General features: G+C 72.4%; 24 protein-coding genes and 1 pseudogene. 9 read left to right on the top strand and 16 right to left on the bottom strand.

Going from position 1 to position 23,896, the window contains the following annotated elements; all coding sequences use genetic code 11:
• The first annotated feature begins 134 nt into the window (after positions 1-134).
• Positions 135-944: a hypothetical protein gene (locus ABD369_RS00740; protein WP_344634157.1), complete on the top strand. Its 810-nt coding sequence runs from the start codon at positions 135-137 to the stop codon at positions 942-944.
• 15 nt (positions 945-959) lie between these two features.
• Here ABD369_RS00740 and ABD369_RS00735 read toward each other — a convergent pair whose 3' ends face one another.
• From ABD369_RS00735 to cobU, 9 genes and pseudogenes are all read right to left on the bottom strand, one after another.
• On the bottom strand, positions 960-1,475 hold the full coding sequence (locus ABD369_RS00735) for a DUF4240 domain-containing protein (protein ID WP_344634156.1): 516 nt from the start codon (positions 1,473-1,475) through the stop codon (positions 960-962).
• Between the two features lie 102 nt (positions 1,476-1,577).
• Positions 1,578-2,087 carry an esterase/lipase family protein gene (locus ABD369_RS00730; protein ID WP_344634406.1) on the bottom strand — a complete coding sequence of 170 codons (510 nt, stop codon included), beginning with the start codon at positions 2,085-2,087 and terminating at the stop codon, positions 1,578-1,580.
• Between the two features lie 54 nt (positions 2,088-2,141).
• The gene (locus tag ABD369_RS00725) at positions 2,142-2,417 is read right to left on the bottom strand and encodes a hypothetical protein (protein ID WP_344634155.1); all 276 of its coding nucleotides are present in this window, start codon (positions 2,415-2,417) and stop codon (positions 2,142-2,144) included.
• A gap of 156 nt (positions 2,418-2,573) precedes the next feature.
• A complete protein-coding gene (sucB, locus tag ABD369_RS00720) occupies positions 2,574-4,319 on the bottom strand; it encodes a 2-oxoglutarate dehydrogenase, E2 component, dihydrolipoamide succinyltransferase (protein WP_344634154.1) in 1,746 nt (581 codons plus the stop codon).
• 58 nt (positions 4,320-4,377) lie between these two features.
• Entirely contained in the window at positions 4,378-5,766 is a 1,389-nt protein-coding gene (lpdA, locus tag ABD369_RS00715) for a dihydrolipoyl dehydrogenase (protein ID WP_344634153.1), read from the bottom strand.
• A gap of 415 nt (positions 5,767-6,181) precedes the next feature.
• Positions 6,182-7,678, bottom strand: a complete 1,497-nt coding sequence (locus tag ABD369_RS00710; protein ID WP_344634152.1) for a leucyl aminopeptidase — start codon at positions 7,676-7,678, stop codon at positions 6,182-6,184.
• 244 nt (positions 7,679-7,922) lie between these two features.
• On the bottom strand, positions 7,923-8,720 hold the full coding sequence (locus ABD369_RS00705; protein WP_344634151.1) for an adenosylcobinamide-GDP ribazoletransferase: 798 nt from the start codon (positions 8,718-8,720) through the stop codon (positions 7,923-7,925).
• A gap of 153 nt (positions 8,721-8,873) precedes the next feature.
• Positions 8,874-9,995: a nicotinate-nucleotide--dimethylbenzimidazole phosphoribosyltransferase gene (locus ABD369_RS00700; protein ID WP_344634150.1), complete on the bottom strand. Its 1,122-nt coding sequence runs from the start codon at positions 9,993-9,995 to the stop codon at positions 8,874-8,876.
• A gap of 66 nt (positions 9,996-10,061) precedes the next feature.
• Positions 10,062-10,610: pseudogene (cobU, locus tag ABD369_RS00695) on the bottom strand (bifunctional adenosylcobinamide kinase/adenosylcobinamide-phosphate guanylyltransferase); the annotation flags it as partial.
• 123 nt (positions 10,611-10,733) lie between these two features.
• On the opposite strand from cobU, the gene ABD369_RS00690 reads away from it, so the two are divergent.
• Positions 10,734-10,934, top strand: a complete 201-nt coding sequence (locus ABD369_RS00690; protein ID WP_344634149.1) for a hypothetical protein — start codon at positions 10,734-10,736, stop codon at positions 10,932-10,934.
• Positions 10,935-11,094: 160 nt separating this feature from the next.
• Here the strand turns inward: ABD369_RS00690 and ABD369_RS00685 are convergent, their stop codons facing one another.
• On the bottom strand, positions 11,095-11,841 hold the full coding sequence (locus ABD369_RS00685; RefSeq protein WP_344634405.1) for a methyltransferase domain-containing protein: 747 nt from the start codon (positions 11,839-11,841) through the stop codon (positions 11,095-11,097).
• A 188-nt stretch (positions 11,842-12,029) separates the two neighbouring features.
• Positions 12,030-12,626, bottom strand: a complete 597-nt coding sequence (locus tag ABD369_RS00680; protein WP_425557500.1) for a DUF3043 domain-containing protein — start codon at positions 12,624-12,626, stop codon at positions 12,030-12,032.
• Between the two features lie 325 nt (positions 12,627-12,951).
• Between ABD369_RS00680 and ABD369_RS00675 the strand changes: the two genes are divergently transcribed.
• The gene (locus ABD369_RS00675; protein ID WP_344634148.1) at positions 12,952-13,725 is read left to right on the top strand and encodes a PspA/IM30 family protein; all 774 of its coding nucleotides are present in this window, start codon (positions 12,952-12,954) and stop codon (positions 13,723-13,725) included.
• Positions 13,726-13,773: 48 nt separating this feature from the next.
• A complete protein-coding gene (gene pspAA, locus ABD369_RS00670; RefSeq protein ID WP_344634147.1) occupies positions 13,774-14,067 on the top strand; it encodes a PspA-associated protein PspAA in 294 nt (97 codons plus the stop codon).
• 63 nt (positions 14,068-14,130) lie between these two features.
• On the opposite strand, the gene nadA is transcribed toward pspAA, so the two are convergent.
• The gene (nadA, locus tag ABD369_RS00665; protein ID WP_344634146.1) at positions 14,131-15,312 is read right to left on the bottom strand and encodes a quinolinate synthase NadA; all 1,182 of its coding nucleotides are present in this window, start codon (positions 15,310-15,312) and stop codon (positions 14,131-14,133) included.
• Positions 15,313-15,541: 229 nt separating this feature from the next.
• Between nadA and ABD369_RS00660 the strand changes: the two genes are divergently transcribed.
• From ABD369_RS00660 to ABD369_RS00650, 3 genes are all read left to right on the top strand, one after another.
• Complete coding sequence (locus ABD369_RS00660; RefSeq protein WP_344634145.1) at positions 15,542-16,468, top strand: NADP-dependent oxidoreductase; 927 nt, start codon at positions 15,542-15,544, stop codon at positions 16,466-16,468.
• A gap of 159 nt (positions 16,469-16,627) precedes the next feature.
• Positions 16,628-17,095, top strand: coding sequence for an Lrp/AsnC family transcriptional regulator (locus ABD369_RS00655; RefSeq protein WP_425557499.1), 468 nt, complete (start codon positions 16,628-16,630; stop codon positions 17,093-17,095).
• Between the two features lie 178 nt (positions 17,096-17,273).
• Positions 17,274-18,641, top strand: a complete 1,368-nt coding sequence (locus tag ABD369_RS00650; protein WP_344634144.1) for a pyridoxal phosphate-dependent decarboxylase family protein — start codon at positions 17,274-17,276, stop codon at positions 18,639-18,641.
• Between the two features lie 64 nt (positions 18,642-18,705).
• Here the strand turns inward: ABD369_RS00650 and ABD369_RS00645 are convergent, their stop codons facing one another.
• Positions 18,706-19,578, bottom strand: coding sequence for a GNAT family N-acetyltransferase (locus ABD369_RS00645; protein WP_344634143.1), 873 nt, complete (start codon positions 19,576-19,578; stop codon positions 18,706-18,708).
• 206 nt (positions 19,579-19,784) lie between these two features.
• Between ABD369_RS00645 and erpA the strand changes: the two genes are divergently transcribed.
• Entirely contained in the window at positions 19,785-20,138 is a 354-nt protein-coding gene (gene erpA, locus ABD369_RS00640) for an iron-sulfur cluster insertion protein ErpA (RefSeq protein WP_344634142.1), read from the top strand.
• 92 nt (positions 20,139-20,230) lie between these two features.
• On the opposite strand, the gene ABD369_RS00635 is transcribed toward erpA, so the two are convergent.
• Together ABD369_RS00635 and ABD369_RS00630 are read right to left on the bottom strand one after the other, a co-directional pair.
• The gene (locus ABD369_RS00635; RefSeq protein ID WP_344634141.1) at positions 20,231-20,839 is read right to left on the bottom strand and encodes a hypothetical protein; all 609 of its coding nucleotides are present in this window, start codon (positions 20,837-20,839) and stop codon (positions 20,231-20,233) included.
• Between the two features lie 104 nt (positions 20,840-20,943).
• Positions 20,944-21,186 (bottom strand): hypothetical protein, encoded by a 243-nt coding sequence (locus ABD369_RS00630; protein ID WP_344634140.1) that lies wholly within the window; start codon positions 21,184-21,186, stop codon positions 20,944-20,946.
• 230 nt (positions 21,187-21,416) lie between these two features.
• Between ABD369_RS00630 and ABD369_RS00625 the strand changes: the two genes are divergently transcribed.
• Positions 21,417-22,394, top strand: a complete 978-nt coding sequence (locus tag ABD369_RS00625) for a carbohydrate kinase family protein (RefSeq protein ID WP_344634139.1) — start codon at positions 21,417-21,419, stop codon at positions 22,392-22,394.
• Positions 22,395-22,472: 78 nt separating this feature from the next.
• Here ABD369_RS00625 and ABD369_RS00620 read toward each other — a convergent pair whose 3' ends face one another.
• A complete protein-coding gene (locus ABD369_RS00620) occupies positions 22,473-23,858 on the bottom strand; it encodes a cysteine desulfurase/sulfurtransferase TusA family protein (RefSeq protein WP_344634138.1) in 1,386 nt (461 codons plus the stop codon).
• Between the last annotated feature and the right edge of the window lie 38 nt (positions 23,859-23,896).

Here is a 23,896-nt window from a genome sequence, read left to right as displayed (position 1 = left end):
CCGGCACGCGCCGGCCGGTCCGCTTCCTGATCCCCGTTGTAGATCCTCTGCGGTCCAGGCGACGTGACGAAAGGTCGGGCGAGGAGTCATAAGCCGTCTGTCGGGGCCGGATGGCGACCGGTACGGTACCGCACGTGAGCGATTCGACTCCTGCGGGCCGGAACCGAGAGCCGGACCCCGGGGCGTTCGGCGGCGCACCGGAAGGCCGGTGGGACGGCGGCGACCGGGCCGAACCGGCTCCGTCGTCCGCGCGGAAGTCGCCGAGGTCCCTCGGCGGGCTGATCGTCAGCCTGGTGGTCGCCGTCTTCGCGACGGCGGCCCTCACCGGACTGGTCTGGATCGTCGCCGATTCGGACGGTCCGGACGACGTTGCCGCGCTGCCCTTCCTCGGCGCCGCCAAGGCCGGCCCGGGCCGGCCGGCCCGGGACGCTCCGCCCACCATCATGGCGCCGGACGGCCCCGCAAGTGACCCGGTGCACGGCTGGACCCTCCCGCTGCCCGCCGGTTGGACCCCGGGCCGGCGCGGCCGTGACGCCGCCGTCCAGCTCTTCACCGCCCCGTACTCCTGCGCCGCCCCGGCGGGCTGCGTGCGCGGCAGCTTCGCCATCGGCACGGCGCCGGTGACCGGCCCTGACGCGGTCGCGGTCGCCCGCTCGGCGATGGCGGACACCGCACCGGTGCTCTTCGGTGAACTCGCCTCGCACCGGCAACTGCCCTCCGGGCCGGTCGCGGTGGCGGGCAGGCGGGGCTTCGCCGAGCGCTGGCACGTGGTGCCGAAGGACGGCGTCCAGGGGTACGTCCTGGTGGTGGCCGTCCCGGCGCACGGCGGCGGCTTCACCGTGCTGACCGGATCGGTGGACGACGACCCCCTGGCGCCGGACCCGGCGGTGCTCGACCGGATCGTCCAGGGCATCAGGGCGAGCTCGGGCGGCGTGGGCGCCTGAGGTTCGCCGTCACCCTCAACTTCCGTACTGTTCCCACAGCTTGGGGAACCGCTTCGCCATCAGCGCGGCGTCCTCGAAGTCGAACGGCGTACCCTCGGGCCGGCTCGGCTGCTCGATCCCGAGATCGGGCAGCGGCAGCCCGGTGAGCTGCTCGTGCGCCTCGTCGGCGGCATAGCCGAGGTCCTCGGCCTCGCCGTCCTCCTTCTCGTCGAAGTCCGGTACCAGCTCGGCCAGATCGTCCGGCTGGTGCAGTGCCCCTTCGAAGACCTCCCGGCCCTGGCCGATCAGCCAGCAGCGGAAGTAGTCGAAGGCCTCCTCCGAAGCGCCGCCGAGCAGCAGGTGCGCGGCCGCCCAGAGATCGATCCGGTAGGCGCGCTGGAACCGGGCCTCGAAGAGCCGCGCGAAGTCGAGCACATCGTCCGGCGTCAGCTGCGCGAGCCGCTCGACCAGCACGTCGGCCTGGTCGTCGGGGTCGCCGCCGGCCGCGTCCCGGGTCTCGTCGATGAGCTGCCAGAAGTCCGTCTCGTACATCACCGCTCCAGCATCGCCGCTCGTCAGGGCGAATGCATGCGTTGACGCCCGTGCGGAGTGGCGTGCCTTCGCGGAGGGCACGGGGACCCGGCCCGGAAGGGCTCAGGACCCCGGTGCGGTCGATGGCCGCCCCGGCGGACTCCCCGCCCCAGGGTCACTCGTCACTTCACCAGCAGCAGCGCGGTGATTGCCTCCGTGCGCCCGCTGTCCTTCGGCCCGGTACGCGCCGGGCGCAAGGCCCTGGACCACCGTCCGGTAGCCGGGTAGCAGCTCGTGCAGCGAGGGCAGGCTGCGGGCGAAGGCGGTGAGGTCGACGGCCAGCCGGCCCCGGCCCCGGTGCACACCGTTGACCAGGTGGAGCAGGGCGTCCGGTGAACCCCGGTGCGGAGTGCCGAGGGTGATCAGCCGACGGGCGATCCCATGGCCGCCGCGGCACTCGACGTAGTACCGGGCGACCAGACCGCCCATCGAGTGGAAGGTGAAGACGACCCGGGCCTCCCGCCGGCTGGCGGCCGAGGCCCGCCAACGGTCGAGCGCCCGCTCGACGGCGGCGCCGGGCCGGGCCGAGTTGCGGCGGCAGGAGAGCCGCCAGTCGTACCCGAACGCGAGCAGGTTGGCCGGGGACGCGTCGGACGGGCGACGATCGAGGGTGAACTGGTACGCCAGTCAGTCCAGCAGGCGTGAGTGGCCGTCGACGGCGAGCCCGGTGCCGGGCAGGTCGTGCAGGTCGCGCATCAGGCCGACGGCCCGTACACCGTCGTCGAAGTCGGGATCGGCCGACCGTACGGCGAGCCTGGGGGCGGTGCCCGCGAAGGCCCGGATGCCGCGCAGCAGGGCGCCGCCGGAGAGGTCCCAGATCGGTCGGCCGTCCGCGTCGACGAGCCGACTGCCCATGATCCCGGGCACCACCACGACCAGGTCCTCGACCCGCTCCCGCACCACGCCTCACCCCTGAAGCTCCAGACCGGCCCACGCTGCCGGAGTCGCGCCCACCGCGGGCAACTCCCGTACGCGCAAAGGGCGGTGCCCCGTCCCGTACGCGCCGAACGCGACGGGACGGGGCACCGCCCTTGCGGCTACCGGCCGATCAGAGCCTGATCAGAGGCCGAGCTCGACCTCGAACTCGCCGGCCTCGAGGATCTCCTTGACGGCGACCAGGTAGCGGGCGGCGTCGGCGCCGTCCACCAGACGGTGGTCGTAGGAGAGCGACAGGTAGGTCATGTCGCGGATGCCGATGGCGGTGCCGCCCTCGGCCTCGATGACGACCGGGCGCTTGACGGTGGCGCCGATGCCCAGGATGGCGACCTGGTTCGGCGGAACGATGACGGTGTCGAACAGCGCACCGCGCGAGCCGGTGTTGCTGATGGTGAAGGTGGCGCCGGACAGCTCGTCCGGGGTGATCTTGCTGTCGCGCACCTTGCTGGCCAGCTCGGCGGTCTTCTTGGAGATGCCGGCGATGTTGAGGTCGCCCGCACCCTTGATGACCGGGGTCATCAGACCCTTCTCCGAGTCCACAGCGATACCGATGTTCTCGGTGTCGAAGTAGGTGATGGTGCCCTCGGCCTCGTTGATCCGGGCGTTGATCACCGGGTGGCTCTTCAGCGCCTGGGCGGCGGCCTTGACGAAGAACGGCATCGGGGACAGCTTCACGCCCTCGCGGGCGAGGAAGGAGTCCTTGGCCTTGCCGCGCAGCGTCATGATCTTGGTGATGTCCACCTCGACCACGCTGGTCAGCTGGGCCTGCTCGTGCAGGGCCTTCATCATGTTGTCGCCGATGACCTTGCGCATGCGGGTCATCTTCACGGTCTGACCGCGCAGCGGGGACGGCGCGGCGGCAGCGGCCTTCGGCGCGGCGGCGGCCGGAGCCGGAGCGGCGGCGGCCTTGGCGGCCTCGGCGGCGGCCAGGACGTCCTGCTTGCGGATGCGGCCGCCGACACCGGTCCCGGTGACGGCGGAGAGGGCCACACCGTGCTCGGCCGCGAGCTTGCGGACCAGCGGGGTGACGTAGGCGTCGCCGGCTTCGGCGGCAGGTGCCGGGGCGGGAGCGGCCGGGGCGGCAACCGGGGCCGGGGCAGCGACGGGGGCCGGGGCGGCAACCGGGGCCGGGGCCGGAGCAGCCGGAGCAGCCGGAGCGGCAACCGGGGCCGGGGCCGGGGCAGCGACGGGGGCCGGGGCCGGGGCGGCAACCGGGGCCGGGGCGGCAACCGGAGCCGGGGCCGGAGCAGCCGGAGCGGCACCCGCGGCACCGATCAGCGCGAGCTGGGCGCCGACCTCGGCGGTCTCGTCCTCGCCGACCAGGATCTTCACCAGGACACCGGCGACCGGCGACGGGATCTCGGTGTCGACCTTGTCGGTCGAGACCTCCAGCAGCGGCTCGTCCACCTCGACGGTGTCACCCTCGGCCTTCAGCCAGCGGGTGATGGTGCCCTCGGTGACCGACTCGCCCAGGGCGGGGAGCACTACCGGGGTGCCCGCAGCGGCGGCCGGGGCGGCAGCCGGGGCCTCGGCGACCGGGGCCGGAGCAGCGGCGGGAGCCTCGGCGGCCGGGGCCGGAGCAGCCGGAGCAGCCTCCGCGGCCGGGGCGGCAGCGGCGGCCGGGGCGCCGGTGCCGTCGTCGATGACGGCCAGCTCGGCGCCGACCTCGACCGTCTCGTCCTCGGCGACCTTGATCGAGGTCAGGATGCCGGAGGCCGGAGCGGGGATCTCGGTGTCGACCTTGTCGGTCGACACCTCCAGCAGCGGCTCGTCGGCCTCCACGCGCTCACCCTCGGCCTTCAGCCAGCGGGTGACAGTACCCTCGGAAACGCTCTCGCCCAGCGCGGGCAGTGTTACTGAGACCGCCATGGTTTCAGCGACTCCTATCAAGTCTTGCGTACGGGAAATGGGGAAGTAAGAGCCGCGATCAGTCGTGCGCGTGCAGCGGCTTGCCGGCCAGCGCCAGGTGCGCCTCGCCGAGGGCCTCGGACTGGGTCGGGTGGGCGTGGATGAGCTGCGCGACCTCGGCCGGCAGGGCCTCCCAGTTGTAGATCAGCTGGGCCTCGCCGACCTGCTCGCCCATACGAGCGCCGACCATGTGGACGCCGACCACGGCGCCGTCCTTGACCTGGACCAGCTTGATCTCACCGGCGGTCTTCAGGATCTTGCTCTTGCCGTTGCCGGCCAGGTTGTACTTGAGGGTGACGACCTTGTCCTTGCCGTACAGCTCGACGGCCTTCGACTCGGAGATGCCGACCGAGGCGACCTCGGGGTTGGAGTAGGTCACGCGCGGCACGCCGTCGTAGTCCAGCGGGACCGGCTTGAGGCCGGCCAGGCGCTCGGCGACCAGGATGCCCTCGGCGAAGCCGACGTGGGCCAGCTGCAGGGTCGGGACGAGGTCACCGACGGCAGAGATGGTCGGGACGTTGGTGCGCATGTACTCGTCGACCAGGACGTAGCCGCGGTCCATCGCGACGCCGTTCTCCTCGTAGCCGAGGCCGGCCGAGACCGGGCCGCGGCCGATGGCGACGAGCAGCAGGTCGGCGTCGATCTGCTTGCCGTTCTCGGTGGAGACGCGCACACCGGTCTCGGTGTACTCGACGCCGGAGAAGCGGGCCTTCAGCTCGAACTTGATGCCGCGCTTGCGGAAGGCGCGCTCCAGCAGCTTGGAGGAGTTCTCGTCCTCCAGCGGGACCAGGTGCGGCAGCGCCTCGACGATGGTGACGTCGACGCCGAAGGACTTCCAGACCGAGGCGAACTCGACGCCGATCACGCCACCGCCGAGGATGACGGCCGACTTCGGGATGCGGTCCAGCTTGAGGGCGTGGTCCGAGGAGATGATCCGGTTGCCGTCGATCTCCAGGCCCGGGATCGAGCGCGGCACGGAGCCGGTGGCGAGGATGATGTGGCGGCCCTCGATGCGCTGGCCGTTGACGTCCACCGAGGTCTGCGAGGAGAGCTTGCCCGCGCCCTGGATGAAGTGGACCTTGCGGGAGGCCACCAGGCCCTGCAGGCCCTTGTACAGGCCGGCGATGACGTCGTCCTTGTACTTGTGGACACCGTTGATGTCGATGCCCTGGAAGGTGGCCAGGACGCCGAACTCGGCGGCTTCCTTGGTCTCGTCGGCGATCTCTGCGGCGTGCAGCAGAGCCTTGGTGGGGATGCAGCCGCGGTGCAGGCAGGTGCCGCCCAGCTCACCCTTCTCGATCAGCGCAACGCTCAGCCCGAGCTGAGCGGCGCGGAGCGCCGCGGCGTAACCGCCGCTTCCGCCTCCGAGAATGACTACGTCGAAAACGGTGCTGGCGTCGTTCGCCACGTCACGTCCTCCATGCAAAGGGGTGCGGTTCGCCGGGCCGGTCACGGTCCGGTGGGGAAGCCCTCGTAAGGCGCCCAGTCGTGCCGGAAATACATCTTCGCACTTGTTGGCGGCGACTGATGTCCGGGGCCGCCTCGGCCAAGTCCGGCGATCTCGAACAGATTGGTGAAATGTACCGATCTCGTGGGTATTGTCGCAGCTCGCGACGGTGCTTCCGGCTACGTGAGGCTGGATCCAGCCGATCGTGGACCAGGGCGGTTCCGCTCTGCGGAAGAAAGTTTCGCCCCCAGCGAACACGGTTTCGCGGTGGGACGATCTGTATTACCGGCAGGTAACCCGGAATGCGTCGAGGGCCCGACACCGGACGGTGTCGGGCCCTCGGTCGGACCGCCGGTGCCGGGCACCGGCGGGCGGGTCAGGCGTTCGCGGTCTCCTCCGCGAAGCGGACCAGGGTGCGCACCGCGCTGCCGGTGCCGCCCTTCGGGGTGTAGCCGTACGGGGCACCCTCGTGGAACGCCGGACCGGCGATGTCCAGGTGCGCCCAGTCGGTGCCCTCGGCGACGAACTCCTTCAGGAACAGGCCGGCCACCAGGCCGCCGCCCATCCGCTCACCCATGTTGGCGAGGTCGGCGATGGTGGACTCGACCATGCCCTTGCGCATGTCGGCCGGGAGCGGCATCGGCCAGGACTGCTCGCCGACCGCCTCGGCGGCGGCGTGCAGCCGGCCGCGCAGCTCGTCCCGGTTCGCCATCACACCGAAGGTGCGGTTGCCCAGGGCCAGCACCATGGCGCCGGTCAGGGTGGCCACGTCCACGATCACGTCCGGGTTCTCCTCGCCGGCCCGGACGATCGCGTCGGCGAGCACCAGGCGGCCCTCGGCGTCGGTGTTGAGCACCTCGACGGTCTTGCCGCCGTACATCTTCAGCACGTCACCCGGGCGGGTGGCCGAGCCGGACGGCATGTTCTCCGCCAGGGCGAGCCAGCCGGTGACGTTGACGGCCAGGCCCAGGCGCTTGGCGGCGACCACCGAGGCGAACACGGCGGCGGCGCCGGCCATGTCGCACTTCATGGTCTCGTTGTGGCCGGCCGGCTTCAGCGAGATGCCGCCCGAGTCGTAGGTGATGCCCTTGCCGACGAACGCCAGGGTGGCCTTGGCCTTCGGGTGGGTGTAGGCGACCTTCACCAGGCGGGGCGGGTTGGCCGAGCCGGTGCCGACGCCCAGGATGCCGCCGAAGCCGCCCTTGGCCAGCGCCTTCTCGTCCAGCACCTCGACCTTCAGGCCGTGCTCCTTGCCGGCCGCCTGGGCGATCGCGGCGAAGGACTTCGGGTTGAGCTCGTTCGGCGCGGTGTTGACCAGGTCGCGGGCGCGGTTGATCTCCTCGCCGATCGCCGTGGCGCGCTCGGCGGCGGCCTTGGCGTCCTTGCTGCCCTTGCGGTCGGTCAGCAGCACCAGCTCGCCGACCGGAGCCTTGCCGTTCTCGCCGCCCTTGTAGGCGGTGAAGCTGTACGAGCCGAGCAGGCCGCCGAGCGCGACGGCCTCGAACTCCTCGGTCGAGGCGGCCGGGAGGGCCAGCGCGGCCTTCTTGACGCCCGCCAGCGCACGGGCGGCGACACCGCCCGCACGGCGCAGCGCCTCCGCGCTGTAGCCCTCGTCGGAGACCTCGCCGAGGCCGACGGCCATCACCAGGGCGGCCTTCACGCCGACGGGGGAGGGGAGCTTGACCGACTCGCCCTCGGCACCGGTCGCGCCCAGGGTGCTGAGGACCTCGGCCAGCTTGCCCTCGAACGCCTCGGCCACGACCTCGGCGCCATCGGCCACCACGAGGCCCTTGGGGCCCTTGCCGACACCGATCACCAGGGCGTCCGCGCGCAGCGTGGCGGCGGAGGAGGTGCTCACAGACAATGCAGTCACGTAGATGAGTCCTGTTCTTTCACGGTCCACAGCCGGGTGCGGCGCCGGTGCCGCACCGGCATCACCCCGGCGTGCTCCGCTGGAACAGGGCGCAGGGTAACGGTGCTCCCCGCATGTTAGTCCGCATGATGGGATCACGCCGCCCTCGGGATGGGCCCGGTTTCCAGGCGAACGGGTGCCTCGGATCTCACAATTGGTCACAATTCACCCAACACCGGTCCAGGTCGGCCGTCATGACGCAGCGTCACCAACCGATCAGTGCCAGGGTGAGCAGCGCGGCGGTGGCGGCGGTCTCCGCCAGCGCACCGAGCACGTCCCCGGTGATGCCGCCGAACCGCCGCACGCAGCGCCGCAGCAGCAGGCCCGCCGCACCCAGGCCGGCCAGCAGCGCGCCAGGGTAGCGCAGCGCCGCCCAGCCGTCCGCCCACCCCGCCGCGGCGAGGCCGAGCCCCGCGAGCGCGGAGACGGCGAGTGCACCGGCGGGCGGCACCGTGGCGGCCACCATCGCACCCAGCCCGCCCGGTCGCGCGGCGGGCACCGACCGCAGGCAGCCCAAGGACAGCGCGCAGCGCGCGGCCACTGCGGCGGTCAGTACGGCCAGCGCGCCGTGCCGGGCGGAGTCGGCGAACTGCCCGGTCAGGGCGGCGATCTGGGCCAGCAGCGCGAGGACGAGGGTGAGTACGCCGAACGGCCCGATGTCCGACTGCTTCATGATCCGCAGAGCGTCCTCGGCCGGCTTCCCGCTGCCCAGGCCGTCCGCCACGTCGGCCAGTCCGTCCAGGTGCAGCCCGCGGGTAAGCCAGGCCGGTACGGCCACCGCGGCCACCGCCGCGAGCAGCCCGCCCGCGCGCCAGTCGACCAGCGCGCCGGCGCCCGCCGCGAGCGCCCCGAGCACGACCCCGACCAGCGGGGCGCAGACCATCGCCCGTCCCCCGGCCGCCCGGTCCCACCGCTCGACCCGTACCCGCAGCACGGACAGCGTCCCGAACGCGAACCGCACCCCCTCCCCCCACGAGGGCGCCTCACCGGCACTCCGGGTCAATGCTCCAGATCCTCACTCGCTCGAACCGGCGGCGAACCGCATGATCGGCCGCGCACCTCCCGAGGGCGCCGTGCGGGGCCGCCCGGTACCGCCGACCGCGTCGGCAGGAGCCATTGCGGACGGGGTGCGCCGTGCCAGGCGCCCGGGCGGCGCTCAGCCGCGTCCCAGCAACTCCGCCGCCGTGGGCAGGCGCGGCGGCTCCTTGGGCCCGGCCGTCACCCGCTGGATCCGCAGCACCTCGGCCGGATCCGCGAGCGTGTCGGTGGCGGCCTGGAGCAGTGGCAGCGCCAGCAGCGCACCGACCCCTTCGCCCATCGAAACGCCAAGATCCTGGAGCGGGGTCAGGGTCAGCCGGTCGAAGGCCTTGGCCTGCGCGGGTTCGCCGCTCGCCTGTCCGGCCCGCCACCACTCGGGCGCCCGGAACGCGATCCGCTGCGCGACCAGCGCACAGGCGGCTGAGACCACCCCGTCCAGCACCACCGGCAGTTTGCGCACCGCGGACTGCAGGAGGAACCCGGTGATGGCCGCGAAGTCCGCTCCGCCGACCGCCGCGAGCAGCGCCAGCTGGTCGCCCAGCACCGGGCGGGCCCGCCGCTGCGCATCGCGCACGGTCGCGCACTTGACCATCCACACCCGGTCGTCGATGCCCGAGCCGCGCCCGGTGACCGCGGCCGCGTCGGTGCCGCAGAGCGCGCCGATCAGGACCGCGGCGACAGTGGTCGAGCCGGCGCCGAGGTCGCCGAGCAGCACCAGGTCGGTTCCGGAGTCGGCCTCCTCGTCGGCGATGGCCGTACCGATCCGGAAGGCCTGCGCGGCCTCGTCGAGGCTGATCGCGTTCTCCACGTCGATCCGCCCGGAGCCGCGCCGCACCCGCTGGTGCTCCACCTCGGCGGGGAAGGTCCCGGGGATGGCGTCGACGGCCAGGTCCACCACCCGCACCTCGGCGCCGTAGCGGTGCGCCAGGACTGCGACGGGGGCGGTGCCGTCCAGCACCGCCTGCACCCGCTGCGCGGTGCCGGGCGCGCCGGGGCGGGAGACGCCGAGACCGGCCACGCCGTGGTCGCCGGCGAAGACCAGCACCTTGGCGGCGGTCAGCGGCCGCACCGGTGAGTCGCCCTGCACGGAGGCCAGCCAGCTGCCGAGTTCCTCCAGTTGCCCGAGGCCGCCGCGCGGCTTGTCGAGCTGCTGCCAGCGCTCCTCGGCGGCGTGGCGGGCGCTGTCGTCGGGGCGCTCGACGAGCGAGGAGAACGTATCGAGATCCACGGTGGTGTCCATCGAGCGGAAATCTACACGGCAGAGGCGGACTTGCGGTGGTGGCCCTCGAAGCCGCCCACCCGCCCGCTACCCGGCGGAGGGCTTGACCGTGAGCACCTGCCCGGCCACCACCAGCAGCACTCGCTCCGAGGCGTCCGCCACCGCCATGTTCAGCCGGCCGAGAGTGTCCCGGAACCGCCGGCCGGCGGCGGTGGCCGGGACCACCCCCATGCCGACCTCGTTGCTCACCGCGACCACCTGGCGCTCCGTCAGCCGCCAGGCCTCGGCCAGTTCGTCGCAGCGCCGCTGCACCGCGCGCTCCGCACCGCCGGTCCACGCCGCGTCGTCCCAGGCGCCGCACTCGTCCATCACGGCGGTCAGCCAGAGCGCCAGGCAGTCGATCAGCACCGGCGCGCGGTCGGCCCGGTCGGCGAGTACGGGCACCAGGTCGCAGGTCTCGGCGGTACGCCAGGAGCCCGGCCGCCGCTCCCGGTGCAGGGCGACCCGCTGGGCCCACTCCCGGTCGCCGTCACGGGTGCCGCCGGTGGCCACGTAGAGCGCGTCCCGGTACGGGGCGAGCAGCTGCTCGGCCCGGGTGGACTTGCCGGAGCGGGCGCCGCCGAGGATCAGGGTGCGGGGGAGTGCCATGTCCCACATCCTGCCTGACGAGGTATGAGGGCGGTTCGTCCGGGCACGCTAGTGTGCGCAACTGCAGCGCACGACGAGGACGAAGCGGTCCCGAGGCGGGAGGAGCCCGGCATGGTGTTCACGTGGCGGTACGAGAAGGCGGACGGCACCCTCACCGAGCCGCCCGGCGGTCAGGAGGAGTTCGCCAGCCAGGGGGACGCGGAGTCCTGGATCGGCGAGAGCTGGAAGCAGCTGCTGGAGGACGGTGCCGACCGGGCCGCGCTCCTGGACGACGGCCGCGAGATCTACACCATGAGCCTGCACGCCGAGTGACCCTCCGTCCCGGCCGGTGGCCGGGACGTCCTGGGGCGCGAGGCGCTGTGCGACGGCCCTCGTTGAACTGCGGAGCGCTCCCCGCACGGTTCCCGCGCCCCTGAGGAGCCCCTCTGAAGAGCGCCCCGTTACGACTGCCCGGCCCTGACCCCGTCGGCGGCTACTTGGCGCCGATCACGTGCAGCAGGGCCGCCACCCGCCGATACGGTTCCTCGCGCCCGGCCCGTTCCTCGGCGTCCAGCAGCTGCGCCAGCTGCCGCCCGTCCACCGGCGCGGCGTCCTCGGGTGTGGTGTCGGTGAACACCCGGACGCCGTACCAGGCCCGCAGCGGGACCGACAGCCCGGCCAGCGTGGTGGTCAGGTCCGCGAGACGGTCGGCACGGGCGGGCAGGCCGAGGTGGTTGGTGTAGCGGGCGCTGTCGAAGGCGTGCAGCGCGGCCCGCCAGTCACCGGTCAGCCCGGGCCGCATGGCCAGCGCGTCCGCGTTGCGCACCAGCAGTGAGAGCACGCCGCCGGGGGCGAGGATCCGGGCCAGCGAGGCGAGCATCGGGTCCGGGTCGGGCAGGTACATCAGGACACCGTGGCAGAGCACCACATCGAAGCTGCGCGGGCCGAACCAGCGTCCGCACTGGTGGCCGTCCCCGCCCAGCAGTTGGACCCGGTCGCGCACCTCGGGCGGCTCGGCCGCGAGTGCGGCCCGGGCGGCACCGAGGGTGACCGGGTCCGGGTCGAGCCCGGTGACCAGGTGGCCGGCCCTGGCGAGCCGCAGTGCCTGGGTGCCCTGGCCGCAGCCGACGTCCAGCACCCGCAGGCCGGTCCGCCCGGTCAGCTGCTCGGCGAGCTGCCGGGCCACCAGCTCCTGCCGGACCAGGTTGCGCAGCCCGCCCTGCCGCTCCAGCCACGACATCCCGGGCTGTCCGAAGGGCCGGGCCGCCGGCAGCCGGTCGTGCGCCCCGGCACCCTGGCCGGGCAGCGCACCGGCCGCAGTAGACGGCACCGCGGCGGGAACGACCGCACCAGGTACCGGAGAGAGCCCGGGTCCCTCCGGCCAGGCGGGAGAGACCCAGTACGACTGCGGCGGAACCGGCTCGGCGGTCAGGGCCGCTCGCCCCGCTTGACCTGCGGCTTCGGCAGTCGCAGCCGCCGCATCTGCAGGGTGCGCATCAGGCCGTACGCGACCGCGCCACGGGTGTTGTCGTTCGGGAAGCGCTCGGCCAGCGTCTTGCGCAGACCCAGGCCCAGCCGGACCGAGTCGAGGATGACCAGCACGAAGAACAGCAGGAACAGCAACTGGGCGACCAGCTGGAGCATCGGGTTGCGCACGATGCTGAGGACCAGCACCACCACCGCGTAGGGCAGGAAGAACTCGGCCATCGTCCAGCGCGAGTCCATGTAGTCGCGGGTGAAGCGGCGCACCGGGCCCTTGTCGCGGAGCGGCAGGCGGCGTTCGTCGCCGTTCAGCAGCGCCTGGCGCTGCTGCTCCCGCTCGACGCGCAGCCGCTCGCGGGACTGGCGGGCGGCCTCCTTGCGGTCCTTGGGAACGGTCACCCGGTTGCGGCGGTTGGCCTCGGCCTCGCTGCGCTTGGGGGTGGGGCGGCCCTTCTTCGCCTGGGGGTGGCGGGGGGTCGTCTCGTCCTGCTCGGCCACCACGGTGGCGGAGGAGGAGGCATCATCTGAGCGGCGTCGGAACACACCACCAGCGTACGTGCTGGCCGCGGGCTTCTTGCCGCCCCTTCGGACCCAAACCGGTATCGATCCGGCACGCCCCGCTCCCGGGCAGCGCTTCCCGGCCCTCTTCCCCTACGGGACCCCCTGCCCGTGATGGATCATGGACCGGGGTCGGATCCACCCTCGGGATGAGGTTCGAGCGGTTGCGCCTGTAGCAGTCTTGTAGCAGGCAGGTGCACTGCGGGCAGTTGCCCGCTGCACCTACACTCAAGGTTGTCAGCAACGAGACGGAACCGCAGGCCCGAGAAGGGGGCACCCGAGGCCCATGAGCGACGGAATCATGAAGCGTATGGGGCTGATTTTCCGCTCCAAGGCGAACAAGGCCCTGGACCGGGCAGAGGACCCGCGCGAGACGCTCGACTACTCCTACCAGAAGCAGCTCGAACTGCTGCAGAAGGTCCGCCGGGGTGTCGCCGACGTGGCCACCTCCCGCAAGCGCCTGGAGCTCCAGCTGACGCAGCTGCAGCAGCAGTCGGCGAAGTACGAGGACCAGGGCCGCAAGGCGCTCTCGCTGGGCCGCGAGGACCTCGCCCGCGAGGCCCTGAGCCGCAAGGCCAACCTCCAGTCGCAGATCACCGACCTGGAGACCCAGTACCAGCAGCTCCAGGCCGAGGAGGAGAAGCTCACGCTCGCCTCCCAGCGCCTGCAGGCCAAGGTGGACGCCTTCCGCACCAAGAAGGAGACCATCAAGGCCACCTACACCGCCGCCCAGGCGCAGACCCGGATCGCGGAGTCCTTCTCCGGGATCTCGGAGGAGATGGGCGATGTGGGCCTCGCCATCCAGCGTGCCGAGGACAAGACCGCGCAGATGCAGGCGCGGGCCGGTGCGATCGACGAGCTGCTCGCCTCGGGCGCGCTGGACGACGCCAGCGGTCTGGGCCGCAAGGACGACATCGAGGCCGAGCTGGAGCGGGTGGCCGGCGGCAACGACGTCGAGTTGGAGCTGGCCCGGATGAAGGCCGAGCTCACCGGTGGCCCGGCCGCCGCCCCGCAGGCGATCGAGCAGGGCAAGCCCGCCGCCACGCCGCAGGACGCGCCGCCCACCATCAACTACAAGAAGTGACCTGAGCCGCACCGCACAGAGCTGCAACGAACAGGGAGACGCACCGGCATGATCATGAGGGTCATGGGTGAGGGTCAGTACGAGGTGGGCGAGGACCACCTCAACCGGCTGAACCAGCTCGACGACGAGCTGCTCACGGCGCTCGACTCGGGTGACGAGACGAGGTTCCGGGAGGCATACGGCAAGCTGCTGGACGCGGTCAGGCAGCTCGGCACGCGGGTGCCGGACGACTCGCTGGAGCCGTCGGACCTGATCCTCCCCGACGCGGAGGCGAGCCTCGACGAGGTCAGGCGGCTGCTGCTGAGCGAGGGCGAGGGGATAATCCCCGGCTTCGCGGAGTAGGTTCCGTGGCGAGAACAGAAGGGCGGGCCCCCGAGGGGGCCCGCCCTTCTGCCGTGCTGAGGGCTACGGCAGGGCCAGCATCCGGTCCAGCGCGGCCTTGGCGTACTTCTCCGTCTCCGGGTCGACGGTGATCACGTTCGGCACCCGGCCGTCGACCAGCGACTCCAGCGCCCAGACCAGGTGCGGCAGGTCGATCCGGTTCATGGTCGAGCAGAAGCAGACCGTGCGGTCGAGGAAGACGATCTCCTTGTCGGGGTGCGCCTTGGCCAGCCGGCGGACCAGGTTCAGCTCGGTGCCGATGGCCCACTTGGAGCCGGGCTCGGCGGCGTCCAGCGCCTTGATGATGTACTCGGTCGAGCCCACCATGTCGGCGGCGGTGACCACCTCGTGCTTGCACTCCGGGTGCACCAGGACCGTCACGCCGGGGATCCGCGCGCGGACCTCGTTCACCGAGTCCAGGCTGAAGCGGCCGTGCACCGAGCAGTGCCCGCGCCAGAGGATCATCCTGGCGTTCCGCAGCTGCTCGGCGGTCAGCCCGCCGTTCGGCTTGTGCGGGTTGTAGAGGACGCAGTCGTCCAGCGAGAAGCCCATCTCCAGCACCGCGGTGTTGCGGCCCAGGTGCTGGTCGGGCAGGAAGAGCACCTTCTGTCCCTGCTCGAACGCCCACTCCAGCGCCCGCTTGGCGTTGGAGGAGGTGCAGATGGTGCCGCCGTGCTTACCGGTGAACGCCTTGATGTCGGCCGAGGAGTTCATGTACGAGACCGGGACGGTGACGTCGGCTATACCGGCCTCCGTCAGCACGTCCCAGCACTCGGCGACCTGCTCGGCGGTGGCCATGTCGGCCATCGAGCAGCCGGCCGCCAGGTCGGGGAGGACGACCTGCTGGGCGTCGGAGGTCAGGATGTCCGCGGACTCGGCCATGAAGTGCACGCCGCAGAAGACGATGTACTCGGCCTCGGGGCGGGCGGCGGCGTCGCGGGCCAGCTTGAAGGAGTCGCCGGTGACGTCGGCGAACTCGATCACCTCGTCGCGCTGGTAGTGGTGGCCCAGGATGAAGACGCGGTCGCCCAGCGCCGCCTTGGCCGCGCGGGCGCGCTCGACCAGGTCGGGGTCGGAGGCGGGGGGCAGGTCCCCGGGGCACTCGACGCCGCGCTCGCTGTTCGGGTCGGCCTGGCGGCCGAGCAGCAGCAGAGCTAGGGGCGTCGGAGCGGGGTCGACGCCGTGGGTCTCGGTGGTGGTGGTCACGGGCGGGTGCCCTCCTGTGCGGCCGGTCGGGTTCGGCCCCTGCCGACTTGCGGCTTCGCCGCGGGGGCCTTCTCGTCTATGTGACGCTATCGATGATAACCGGTTAGCGTCACTCTGACGATGGCCATCGTGTCGATGTGATGAGAACCGCTCGCCGTTATGGCGGCTTCCCGGCAGCTTCCGGCGTGGCCCGACCGATACCCGGGCCCGGATCGCGTTGGCTGGTGCCATGAAGGCAATCGCGATCAGGCGGTACGGCGGCCCCGAGGTCGTCGAGTACACCGAACTCCCCGACCCCAAGGTGGCGCCGGACTCGGTACTGGTGCGGGTGAAGGCGGCCGGGGTCAACCCCGTGGACTGGAAGATCCGCGAGGGGTACCTGGACGGGATGCTGGACGTCCACTTCCCGCTGATCATGGGCTGGGACCTGGCCGGGGTGGTCCAGGCGGTGGGCGGCGCGGTCACCGAGTTCAAACCCGGCGACGAGGTGATCGGCTACGTCCGCAAGGACTGGGTCGAGTACGGCACCTACGCCGAGCTGGTCTCCGCACCGGTCCGTACGCTGGCACGCAAGCCCGCCGCCCTCGACTGGGCCCAGGCGGGCGGCCTCCCGCTGGCCGGGCTCACCGCCTACCAGTGCCTGGTCAAGGCGGTGCGGGTGCGCCCGGGCGAGACGGTGCTGATCCACGCGGCGGCGGGCGGGGTCGGCAGCCTCGCGGTCCAGATCGCCAAGGCGCTCGGTGCTCGGGTGATCGGCACATCGAGCGAGCGCAACCACGCCTACCTGCGGAGCCTGGGTGTCGAACCGGTGGTGTACGGGGAGGGGCTGGCCGACCGGGTGCGGGCGCTCGCGCCGGACGGGGTGGATGCGGCGATCGACCTGGTCGGCGGGGCGGCGGTGGCGGTCTCGCTGGAACTGGTCGCCGACCCGGGCCGGATCGCCTCGATCGCCGACTACGGCGTGGTCGCCCACGGCGGCCGCTACGTCTTCGTCCGCCCGGATGCCGCCGACCTCACCGAACTCGCCGCCCTCGCCGACGAGGGAAAGCTGACCGTGCCGGTGGCCTCGACCTTTCCGCTCGCCCAGGCGGCCAGCGCCCAGGCCCTCAACGCGGAGGGCCGGACCAGGGGCAAGATCGTCCTCCTGGTGGACTGATCAAGACTTTTCGTCAGAATAGGGCGGTGTGACGTTTCTGCGGACACCACCGCGGAGCCGTCCCGCCGTCCTCCGCCGCCCCTCCGGGAACCCTGTCGGCGGCGTATCCTCGCCCACCGGCGACGCCAGACCCGCACGACACCCGTGGAGCCAGCACCGATGAGCACGCACCGACCGTCAGACCTCGGCGGGGCGTCACTGCTGGACGAGACCGACCGGCTGCTCCTGGAGCACCTCAGCAGGGACGGCCGCGCCTCCTACGCCGAGATCGGGCTGCTCGCCAACCTCTCCGCCACCGCCGTCCGCCGCCGGATCGACCGGCTGCGGGCCCGCGGCGTGGTACGCGGCTTCACCGTGGTGCTCGACCCCGCCCTGCTCGGCTGGCGCACCGAAGCCTTCGTCGAGGTCTACTGCCGCGCCCGCACCTCGCCCGAGGAACTGCTCGCCAGCCTGCGCCAGTTCCCGGAGGTGGTCGCCGCCTGGACGGTCACCGGCGATCCGGACGCCCTGGTGCACCTGAGAGCCGCCGACACCCGCCACCTGGAAGCCGTCATCGAACGCATCCGCAGGGAACCCGGTGTCCAGCGCAGCCGTAGCTCCGTGGTGCTCTCCCAGCTCATCGGCTGACCGCCCGGATCACCCGTACGCAGGAATCCTGCGTAGCACGTTCTCAACACGCCCGAATCCTGCCCGAGCAGCCCCTTTCCGACGCGCGCGGCAACCGGGCCGCTGCCTACGCTGATCGTGTCCGGGCGGCCCCACGCGCCCCGGCTCTCCCTGCTACCCCACAGCGAAGGGGACCCTCGTGTCCGCAGCTCCGAACCGCATGCACCGGCCCGACGCAGAGCTGGTCGACCTGGTATTCGACTACATGCGCGAGCGGCTGCAGTACGACCCCGTACCGCTGGACCACCCCGGCGACGGCGAGCACCTGCGGGCCCACCTGGCCGGCCTGCTGAACGAGCACGGCAACAACCCCGCCGACGTGCTCAAGCTCTACGACCACGAGCTCTCCCGGGCCGTCATTTCTGCCGACAGCCCGCGCTACCTCTCCTTCATACCGTGCGCCCCGACCAAGGCCGCGCTGCTTTTCGACATGGTGGTCTCCTGCGCCTCCCTGCAGGGCATCTCCTGGCTGGAGGCGGCCGGCGCCATCGCCGCCGAGAACCAGGTGCTGCGCCTGATCGCCGACCGGGCCGGCCTGCCCGAGACGGCTGGCGGCACCTTCGTCTCCGGCGGGTCGGCGGGCAACCTCTCCGCCCTGGTGGTCGCCCGTGACACCGCGCGCCGCAAGCTCGGCGTCGGCCCGGAGGCCCGGCTGCGGATCGCCATCGCCGACCAGGTGCACTCCTCGGTCAAGAACACCTTCAACATCATCGGCGTGGAGGCGTTCAAGGTCCCGACCGTGGACCGCCGCTTCACCGGCGAGGCACTGCGGGCCGCGCTGGCCGCCGACCCCCACCCCGAGACCGTGATCGCCGTGGTCGGCACCGCCGGCACCACCAACGAGGGCATCGTCGACGACCTCCAGGGCCTGTCCGAGGTCGCCCGCGAGCGCGGCATGTGGTTCCACGTGGACGGCGCGTACGGCGGCGCCGGTCTGTTCGCCCCCTCGGTCCGCGAGCGCTACAACGGCATCGAGCACGCCGACTCCTTCGTGGTCGACCCGCACAAGTGGCTGTTCGCACCGTTCGACTGCGCCGCCCTGATCTACCGCAACCCGCAGCTGGCCCGCGCCGTGCACACCCAGGACGCCTCCTACCTCGACGTCCTGCACACCGAGGGCGACGAGTGGAACCCCACCGACTACGCCTACCACCTGACCCGGCGCGCCCGCGGCCTCCCGCTGTGGTTCTCCCTCGCGGTGCACGGCACCCAGGCGTACACCGACGCGATCGAGGAGGGCCTGAAGCTGGCCCGGGAGACCGCCCAGTTGATCCGCGGGACGGAGCACCTGGAACTGCTGCACGACCCGCAGCTGTCCGCCGTCTGCTTCCGCCGCAAGGGCTGGACCAACGAGGACTACTACCGCTGGTCCCAGCAACTGCTGGCCGACCAGATCGGCTTCGTCACCCCGACCGGCTGGGACGGTGAGACCGTCGCCCGCTTCGCCTTCCTCCACCCGGGCACCACCATGGACATGGTCCGGGAGATCCTCGACACCATGGCGTGACCGGAGGTCCCTTCGGGCAGGACCCCCTGCCCGAAGGGACGCGGCCCGTGCGCCTGCCCTGCGCCTAGAGGAGCGCCCCGCTCGGGATGTACGGCGCGGGCGGCCGCATCCCGCGCAGCGCCAGGTAGCCCCGGTTGGACAGGGTGAGCCCCAGCTCCAGCCCGACGTCCACGGCCCACTCCTGCTCGGTGGTGAGGAACTCCACCCGGGCCTCGGCTCCGTCGGGCACCCGGGCCAGGGCCTCCAGCAGCAGCCGGACCGCGATCCGCTTGGAGGTCGCCGCGAGCAGCTTGACCGCGCCGCCGTCCCGGTAGCAGTAGCCGCTCCCGGCCAGGCTGTCCGCGATCAGCAGTTCGTCGAAGTGGGCCAGCATGTACTCGTGGTCGACCCCGTGGGCGGCCCCGCGCAGCCGCCGGTCGACCGAGTCCAGCAGGTGGAAGTGGGTCGCGTTGCCCGGGTGCACCGGGATGTCCCCGCGGTCGAGCAGTCCGGAGCGGTCCACCCGCCCCTTCAGCTCCATCGTGGGATGCAGTGTGAGCCCGGCGCGCCGGTAGCGCCGCGCCGCCGCCGGGGACGGCGAGGCGCACACCATCCCGCGCAGGCACCCCCGACCGTACTCACCGGCCCGGTCCAGCAGCAGCCGGCCGACCCCCTTGCCCTGGGCGCTCGGCAGTACGGCGTACAGCGCGAGCAGCCACACGCCCTCCCGCCGTATCGCCTGCGCCACGCCGACCGCCTCGCCGTCCTGCTCGGCGACCCAGCAGCCCGCCGGATCGGACCGCACCAGATGCCGGGTGCGCGCCAGCCGTTGCACGGTCCGGCGCTCGTCGTCCGGCTCGGCGGCCGGAACGTCGAAGAGGTCGCGGAAAGCGGCACGGGCGACGCGCTGCACCGCCAGCGCGTCGGCCGGGGTGTCCTGGAGCCGACGAACGATCACACCGCCATCCTGCCGCCGGAGCCGCCCCCGGCGTGCCGTTTCGCCGGGATCGGACGCTCGGGAAGCACGCGCGGTGTGCGAGCATGGGTGCGTAGGGGAACGGGTTCCGCGAACCACCCCTCGGGAAAGAACCACCGACCGGAAATGAATCCGGGAGGCCGCTGGTTGGCACTGGCGGCACATTGTCGTCAAGACCGGGAGTAAGTATGACCGTCCAGGACGAGACCACTGTCGAGAGTGGCATCATCCTCACCGATGCCGCCGCGGCCAAGGTCAAGGGCCTGCTTGAGCAGGAAGGCCGCGACGACCTGGCGCTGCGCGTCGCCGTTCAGCCGGGCGGCTGCTCCGGCCTGCGCTACCAGCTGTTCTTCGACGAGCGCTCGCTCGACGGTGACGTCGTCAAGGACTTCAACGGTGTCAAGGTCGTCACCGACCGGATGAGCGCCCCGTACCTGGGCGGTGCGACCGTCGACTTCGTCGACACCATCGAGAAGCAGGGCTTCACCATCGACAACCCGAACGCCACCGGCTCCTGCGCCTGCGGCGACTCCTTCAGCTAAGCCTCACGGCTCCTGCTAGGCCCTTCGGTATGAACGACGGCGGCCCCCGGGGGATCCCGGGGGCCCCCGCCCGTTTCCGCCGTCCCTAGGCCCTACTGCGGACCGCCGATCGGCGGCGGGTCCATCGACAGCGTCTGACCGGTGCCCAGGTCCACCACCGATCGGCCGGCCAGCGGGCGGCTCAGCTTCGCCGTCACCGAGTTCCGCTTGGCGAGGGCCGGGCAGGCCTGGCCGCGGGGCGCGGTCTGGGTGACCACCACCCGGACGTCCACCTCACCCTGCTTGGACTCGTCGGTCTTCAGCCCGTACTTGTCGCAGACCCCGCCGTAGAACCAGACCGTCAGCTGGTCGTCCTGCACCTGGTAGGCCAGCGCGGGCAGCTTGACGGGTGCCGGCTCGCCGGGCGCTATACCGGGGTTGCCCGGCGATCCGCCGGGGGCCGGGGTGCTTGGATCCGCGGTCGCGGACGTCGTCGGGCCGGTGCTCGGGGTGGACGTCGTGCCGGAGGGCGAGGGTGCCGCCGAGGAGACCGTGGGGCTAGCCGACGATCCGGTGGCCGCGTCCGAACCCCCGCCGGACCCGGAGGGCCCGCAGGCGGCGACCGTACCGACGGCGAGCACCAGTCCGGCCAGGGCCGTCGCCCGGCGCCGAACCCGCCCGCGCACGGACCGGACCGCTGCGGCTGAGGTGTTCTCGTCCATGCTGTGACTTCCTCCCGAGGGCTCGCGCTCCGCCACCTCGGCGGCGCTGCGCGGATCTGACGTGCCCCGGGTGAATCCGGTTCCCTCGTTCGGAAGCCGGCGGGTCAGCTCCCGTACTCGGGCATGTCGGCGACCAGCCGCCGGGCCCGGGACGGTACCGACACCCCCGCAGGCCGCAGCGCGACAGCGGCCTGCGGAGCACTGCCCGCCGGGGGCCAGAACCGGCCGAGCCGGCGGGAGGAACTGACCAGGGAAGCGAGCGAGTCGGCCTCGATCTCGCCCGGCCAGGAACGGGCGGACGACCGGACAGGAGGGCTGGGCCGCAGCGCGGACGGGTTGGGCTTCATCGGTGTCACCGCTCCGATCACCGAGCCGTGGCGGCACCGCCACGGACCTGGGGCCGATGGGCCTTCTGAGTGCGACCCTAGGCCGCGGCCGGGCCGTGGACCAGGGGTACCGGCGGGTAGTGCCCGTTCGAGTGGCTGAATAGCAGGTACAGGTACGCGGCCCGGGGCGGGTACCGTTGGAGGGTTCTTTCAACTGTTTTCCCGGCCCAGAGCCACCAGAGGAGACCTTCGTGCGCATCGCCGTCGCCGGCTCGATCGCCACCGACCATCTGACGACCTTCCCCGGCCGCTTCGCCGACCAGCTGGTCGCCGAGCAGCTGCACACGGTCTCGCTGTCGTTCCTGGTGGACACCCTCGACATCCGCCGTGGCGGGGTGGCCCCGAACATCTCCTTCGGCATGGGCGTGCTCGGCCTGCGCCCGATCCTGGTCGGCGCCGCCGGCGCGGACTTCCATGAGTACCGCAGCTGGCTGGAGCGCAACAACGTCGACACCGACTCGGTGCACATCTCCGAGACCCGGCACACCGCCCGCTTCATGTGCACGACCGACCAGGACCACAACCAGATCGCCTCCTTCTACACCGGCGCGATGGCCGAGGCCCGCAACATCGAGCTGAAGCCGATCGCCGACCGCGTGGGCGGCCTCGACCTGGTCCTGATCGGCGCCGACGACCCGGCCGCGATGGTCCGCCACACCCAGGAGTGCCGCACCCGCGGCTACGCCTTCGCCGCCGACCCCTCGCAGCAGCTGGCCCGCCTGGAGGGCGACGACATCCGGCTGATCGTGGACGGCGCCGCGTACCTGTTCACCAACGAGTACGAGGCCGCGCTGATCGAGTCCAAGACCGGCTGGGACGCGGACGAGATCCTCCGCCGGGTCGGCACCCGGATCACCACCCTCGGCGCCAAGGGCGTCCGGATCCAGCGCCAGGGCGAGCCGGACGTCTCCGTCGCCTGCCCGGCCGAGGAGCGCAAGGCCGACCCCACCGGCGTCGGCGACGGCTTCCGCGCCGGCTTCCTGGCCGGTCTCTCCTGGAACCTCGGCCTGGAGCGCTCCGCCCAGCTCGGCTGCATGCTCGCCACCCTGGTGATCGAGACCGTCGGCACCCAGGAGTACGAGCTGCGCCACAACCACTTCCTGGACCGCTTCGCCGCGACCTACGGCGAGGAGGCCGCCGCCGAGGTCCGCGCCCGCCTGGTCAACTAGTCCCCACCGGTCCCGACAGGACGAACGGCCCGGGGCGCGGGAAGCCGCAGAGCGGCATCCCGCGCCCCGGGCGCGCTCTCAGCCCACCCTGCGGACCAGGTACGCCGAGCCCCGGTCCCGCCCGTACTCGGCAGCCGCCCGCTCGCCCAGGTACTCCTGCCCGCGCATCTCGCACCAGGCCGGGACGTCCAGCCGGGCCGCCTCGTCGTCGGACAGCACCGCGACCGTCCCGCCCGGCTCGACCTCCCCGATCCGCTTGGCCAGTTCGATCACCGGCAGCGGACAGCGCTTCCCCAGCGCGTCGATCACCAGGGTCTCCCGGGCGGCCGCCGGGGCCGCCAGGTCGAGCCCCAGCGGAGCCCGTACACCCGCCACCACCTCGGGCAGCACGGCAAGGAAGCGGTCGACATCCGACTCGGCCACCCCGTAGGGGAGCGAGACGCGGACGTTGCCCTCGGTCAGCACGCCCATCGCCGCCAGCACATGGCTCGGCGTCAGCGTGCTCGAGGTGCAGGAGGAGCCGGAGGAGACCGCGAACCCGGCCTTGTCCAGCTCGCCCAGCAGCACCTCGCCGTCCACGTACAGGCAGGAGAAGGTGACCAGGTGCGGCAGCCGCCGGACCGGGTCGCCGACCACCTCGACCTCCGGCACCAGCCGGGGCACCTGCGTCCGGATCCGCTCCACCAGCGCGTGCAGCCGGGAGTTCTCCCGTTCGGCCTCGGCCCGGACCGCCCGCAGCGAGGCGGCCGCGGCCACGATCGCGGGCACGTTGACGTATCCGGGTGCCCGGCCGCTCTCGCGCTCGTCGGCGGGCAGCGGTGAGACGTACCTGACACCCTTGCGGACGGCGAGCACCCCGACCCCGGCCGGGCCGCCCCACTTGTGCGCACTGGCCGTCAGCAGCGACCACCCGGACGGCACCGGCAGCCGCCCCACGCTCTGCGCGGCGTCCACCAGCAGCGGCACCCCGCCGATCGCGGCGGCGACCTCGGTGACCGGCTGCACCGTTCCCACCTCGTGGTTGGCGGACTGCAGCACCGCCAGGGCGGTGTCCGGACGGACGGCGGCGGCGAACTCCTCGGCGGCCACCAGCCCGTGCCGGTCGACCGCGACCGCACTCACCTCTCCGCCCTCGGCGGCGTACCGCTCGGCCGTGTGCAGCACGCTGGAGTGCTCCACGGCGGAGTGCACCAGATGACGGCCCGTCCGGCGGCGTCCGGCCACGGCGCCGAGCATGCCCAGCTGGACGGCCTGGGTGCCGCTCGCGGTGAACGAGATCTCGTCCGGCCTGGCGCCCAGCACCTCGGCGACCGTCTCCCGGGCCGCGTCCAGCAGCATCCGGGCCTGCCGTCCGGAGCGGTAAAGCCGGGCCGGGTCCGCCCACCCCTCGTCCAGCGCGGCGTTCAACGCCTGCCTGGCGACGGGATGCAGCGGAGCGGTCGAGGCCACGTCGAAGTAGGACACAGACGACAGTATCCCGCGCTCATCCCCCGTCAGCCGTC

It is taken from the genome of Kitasatospora cystarginea, assembly GCF_039533515.1.
Classification (GTDB): domain Bacteria; phylum Actinomycetota; class Actinomycetes; order Streptomycetales; family Streptomycetaceae; genus Kitasatospora; species Kitasatospora cystarginea.
The sequence above is the reverse complement of the archived record's forward strand: the minus strand, read 5'-3'. Positions and strand labels throughout refer to the sequence as shown.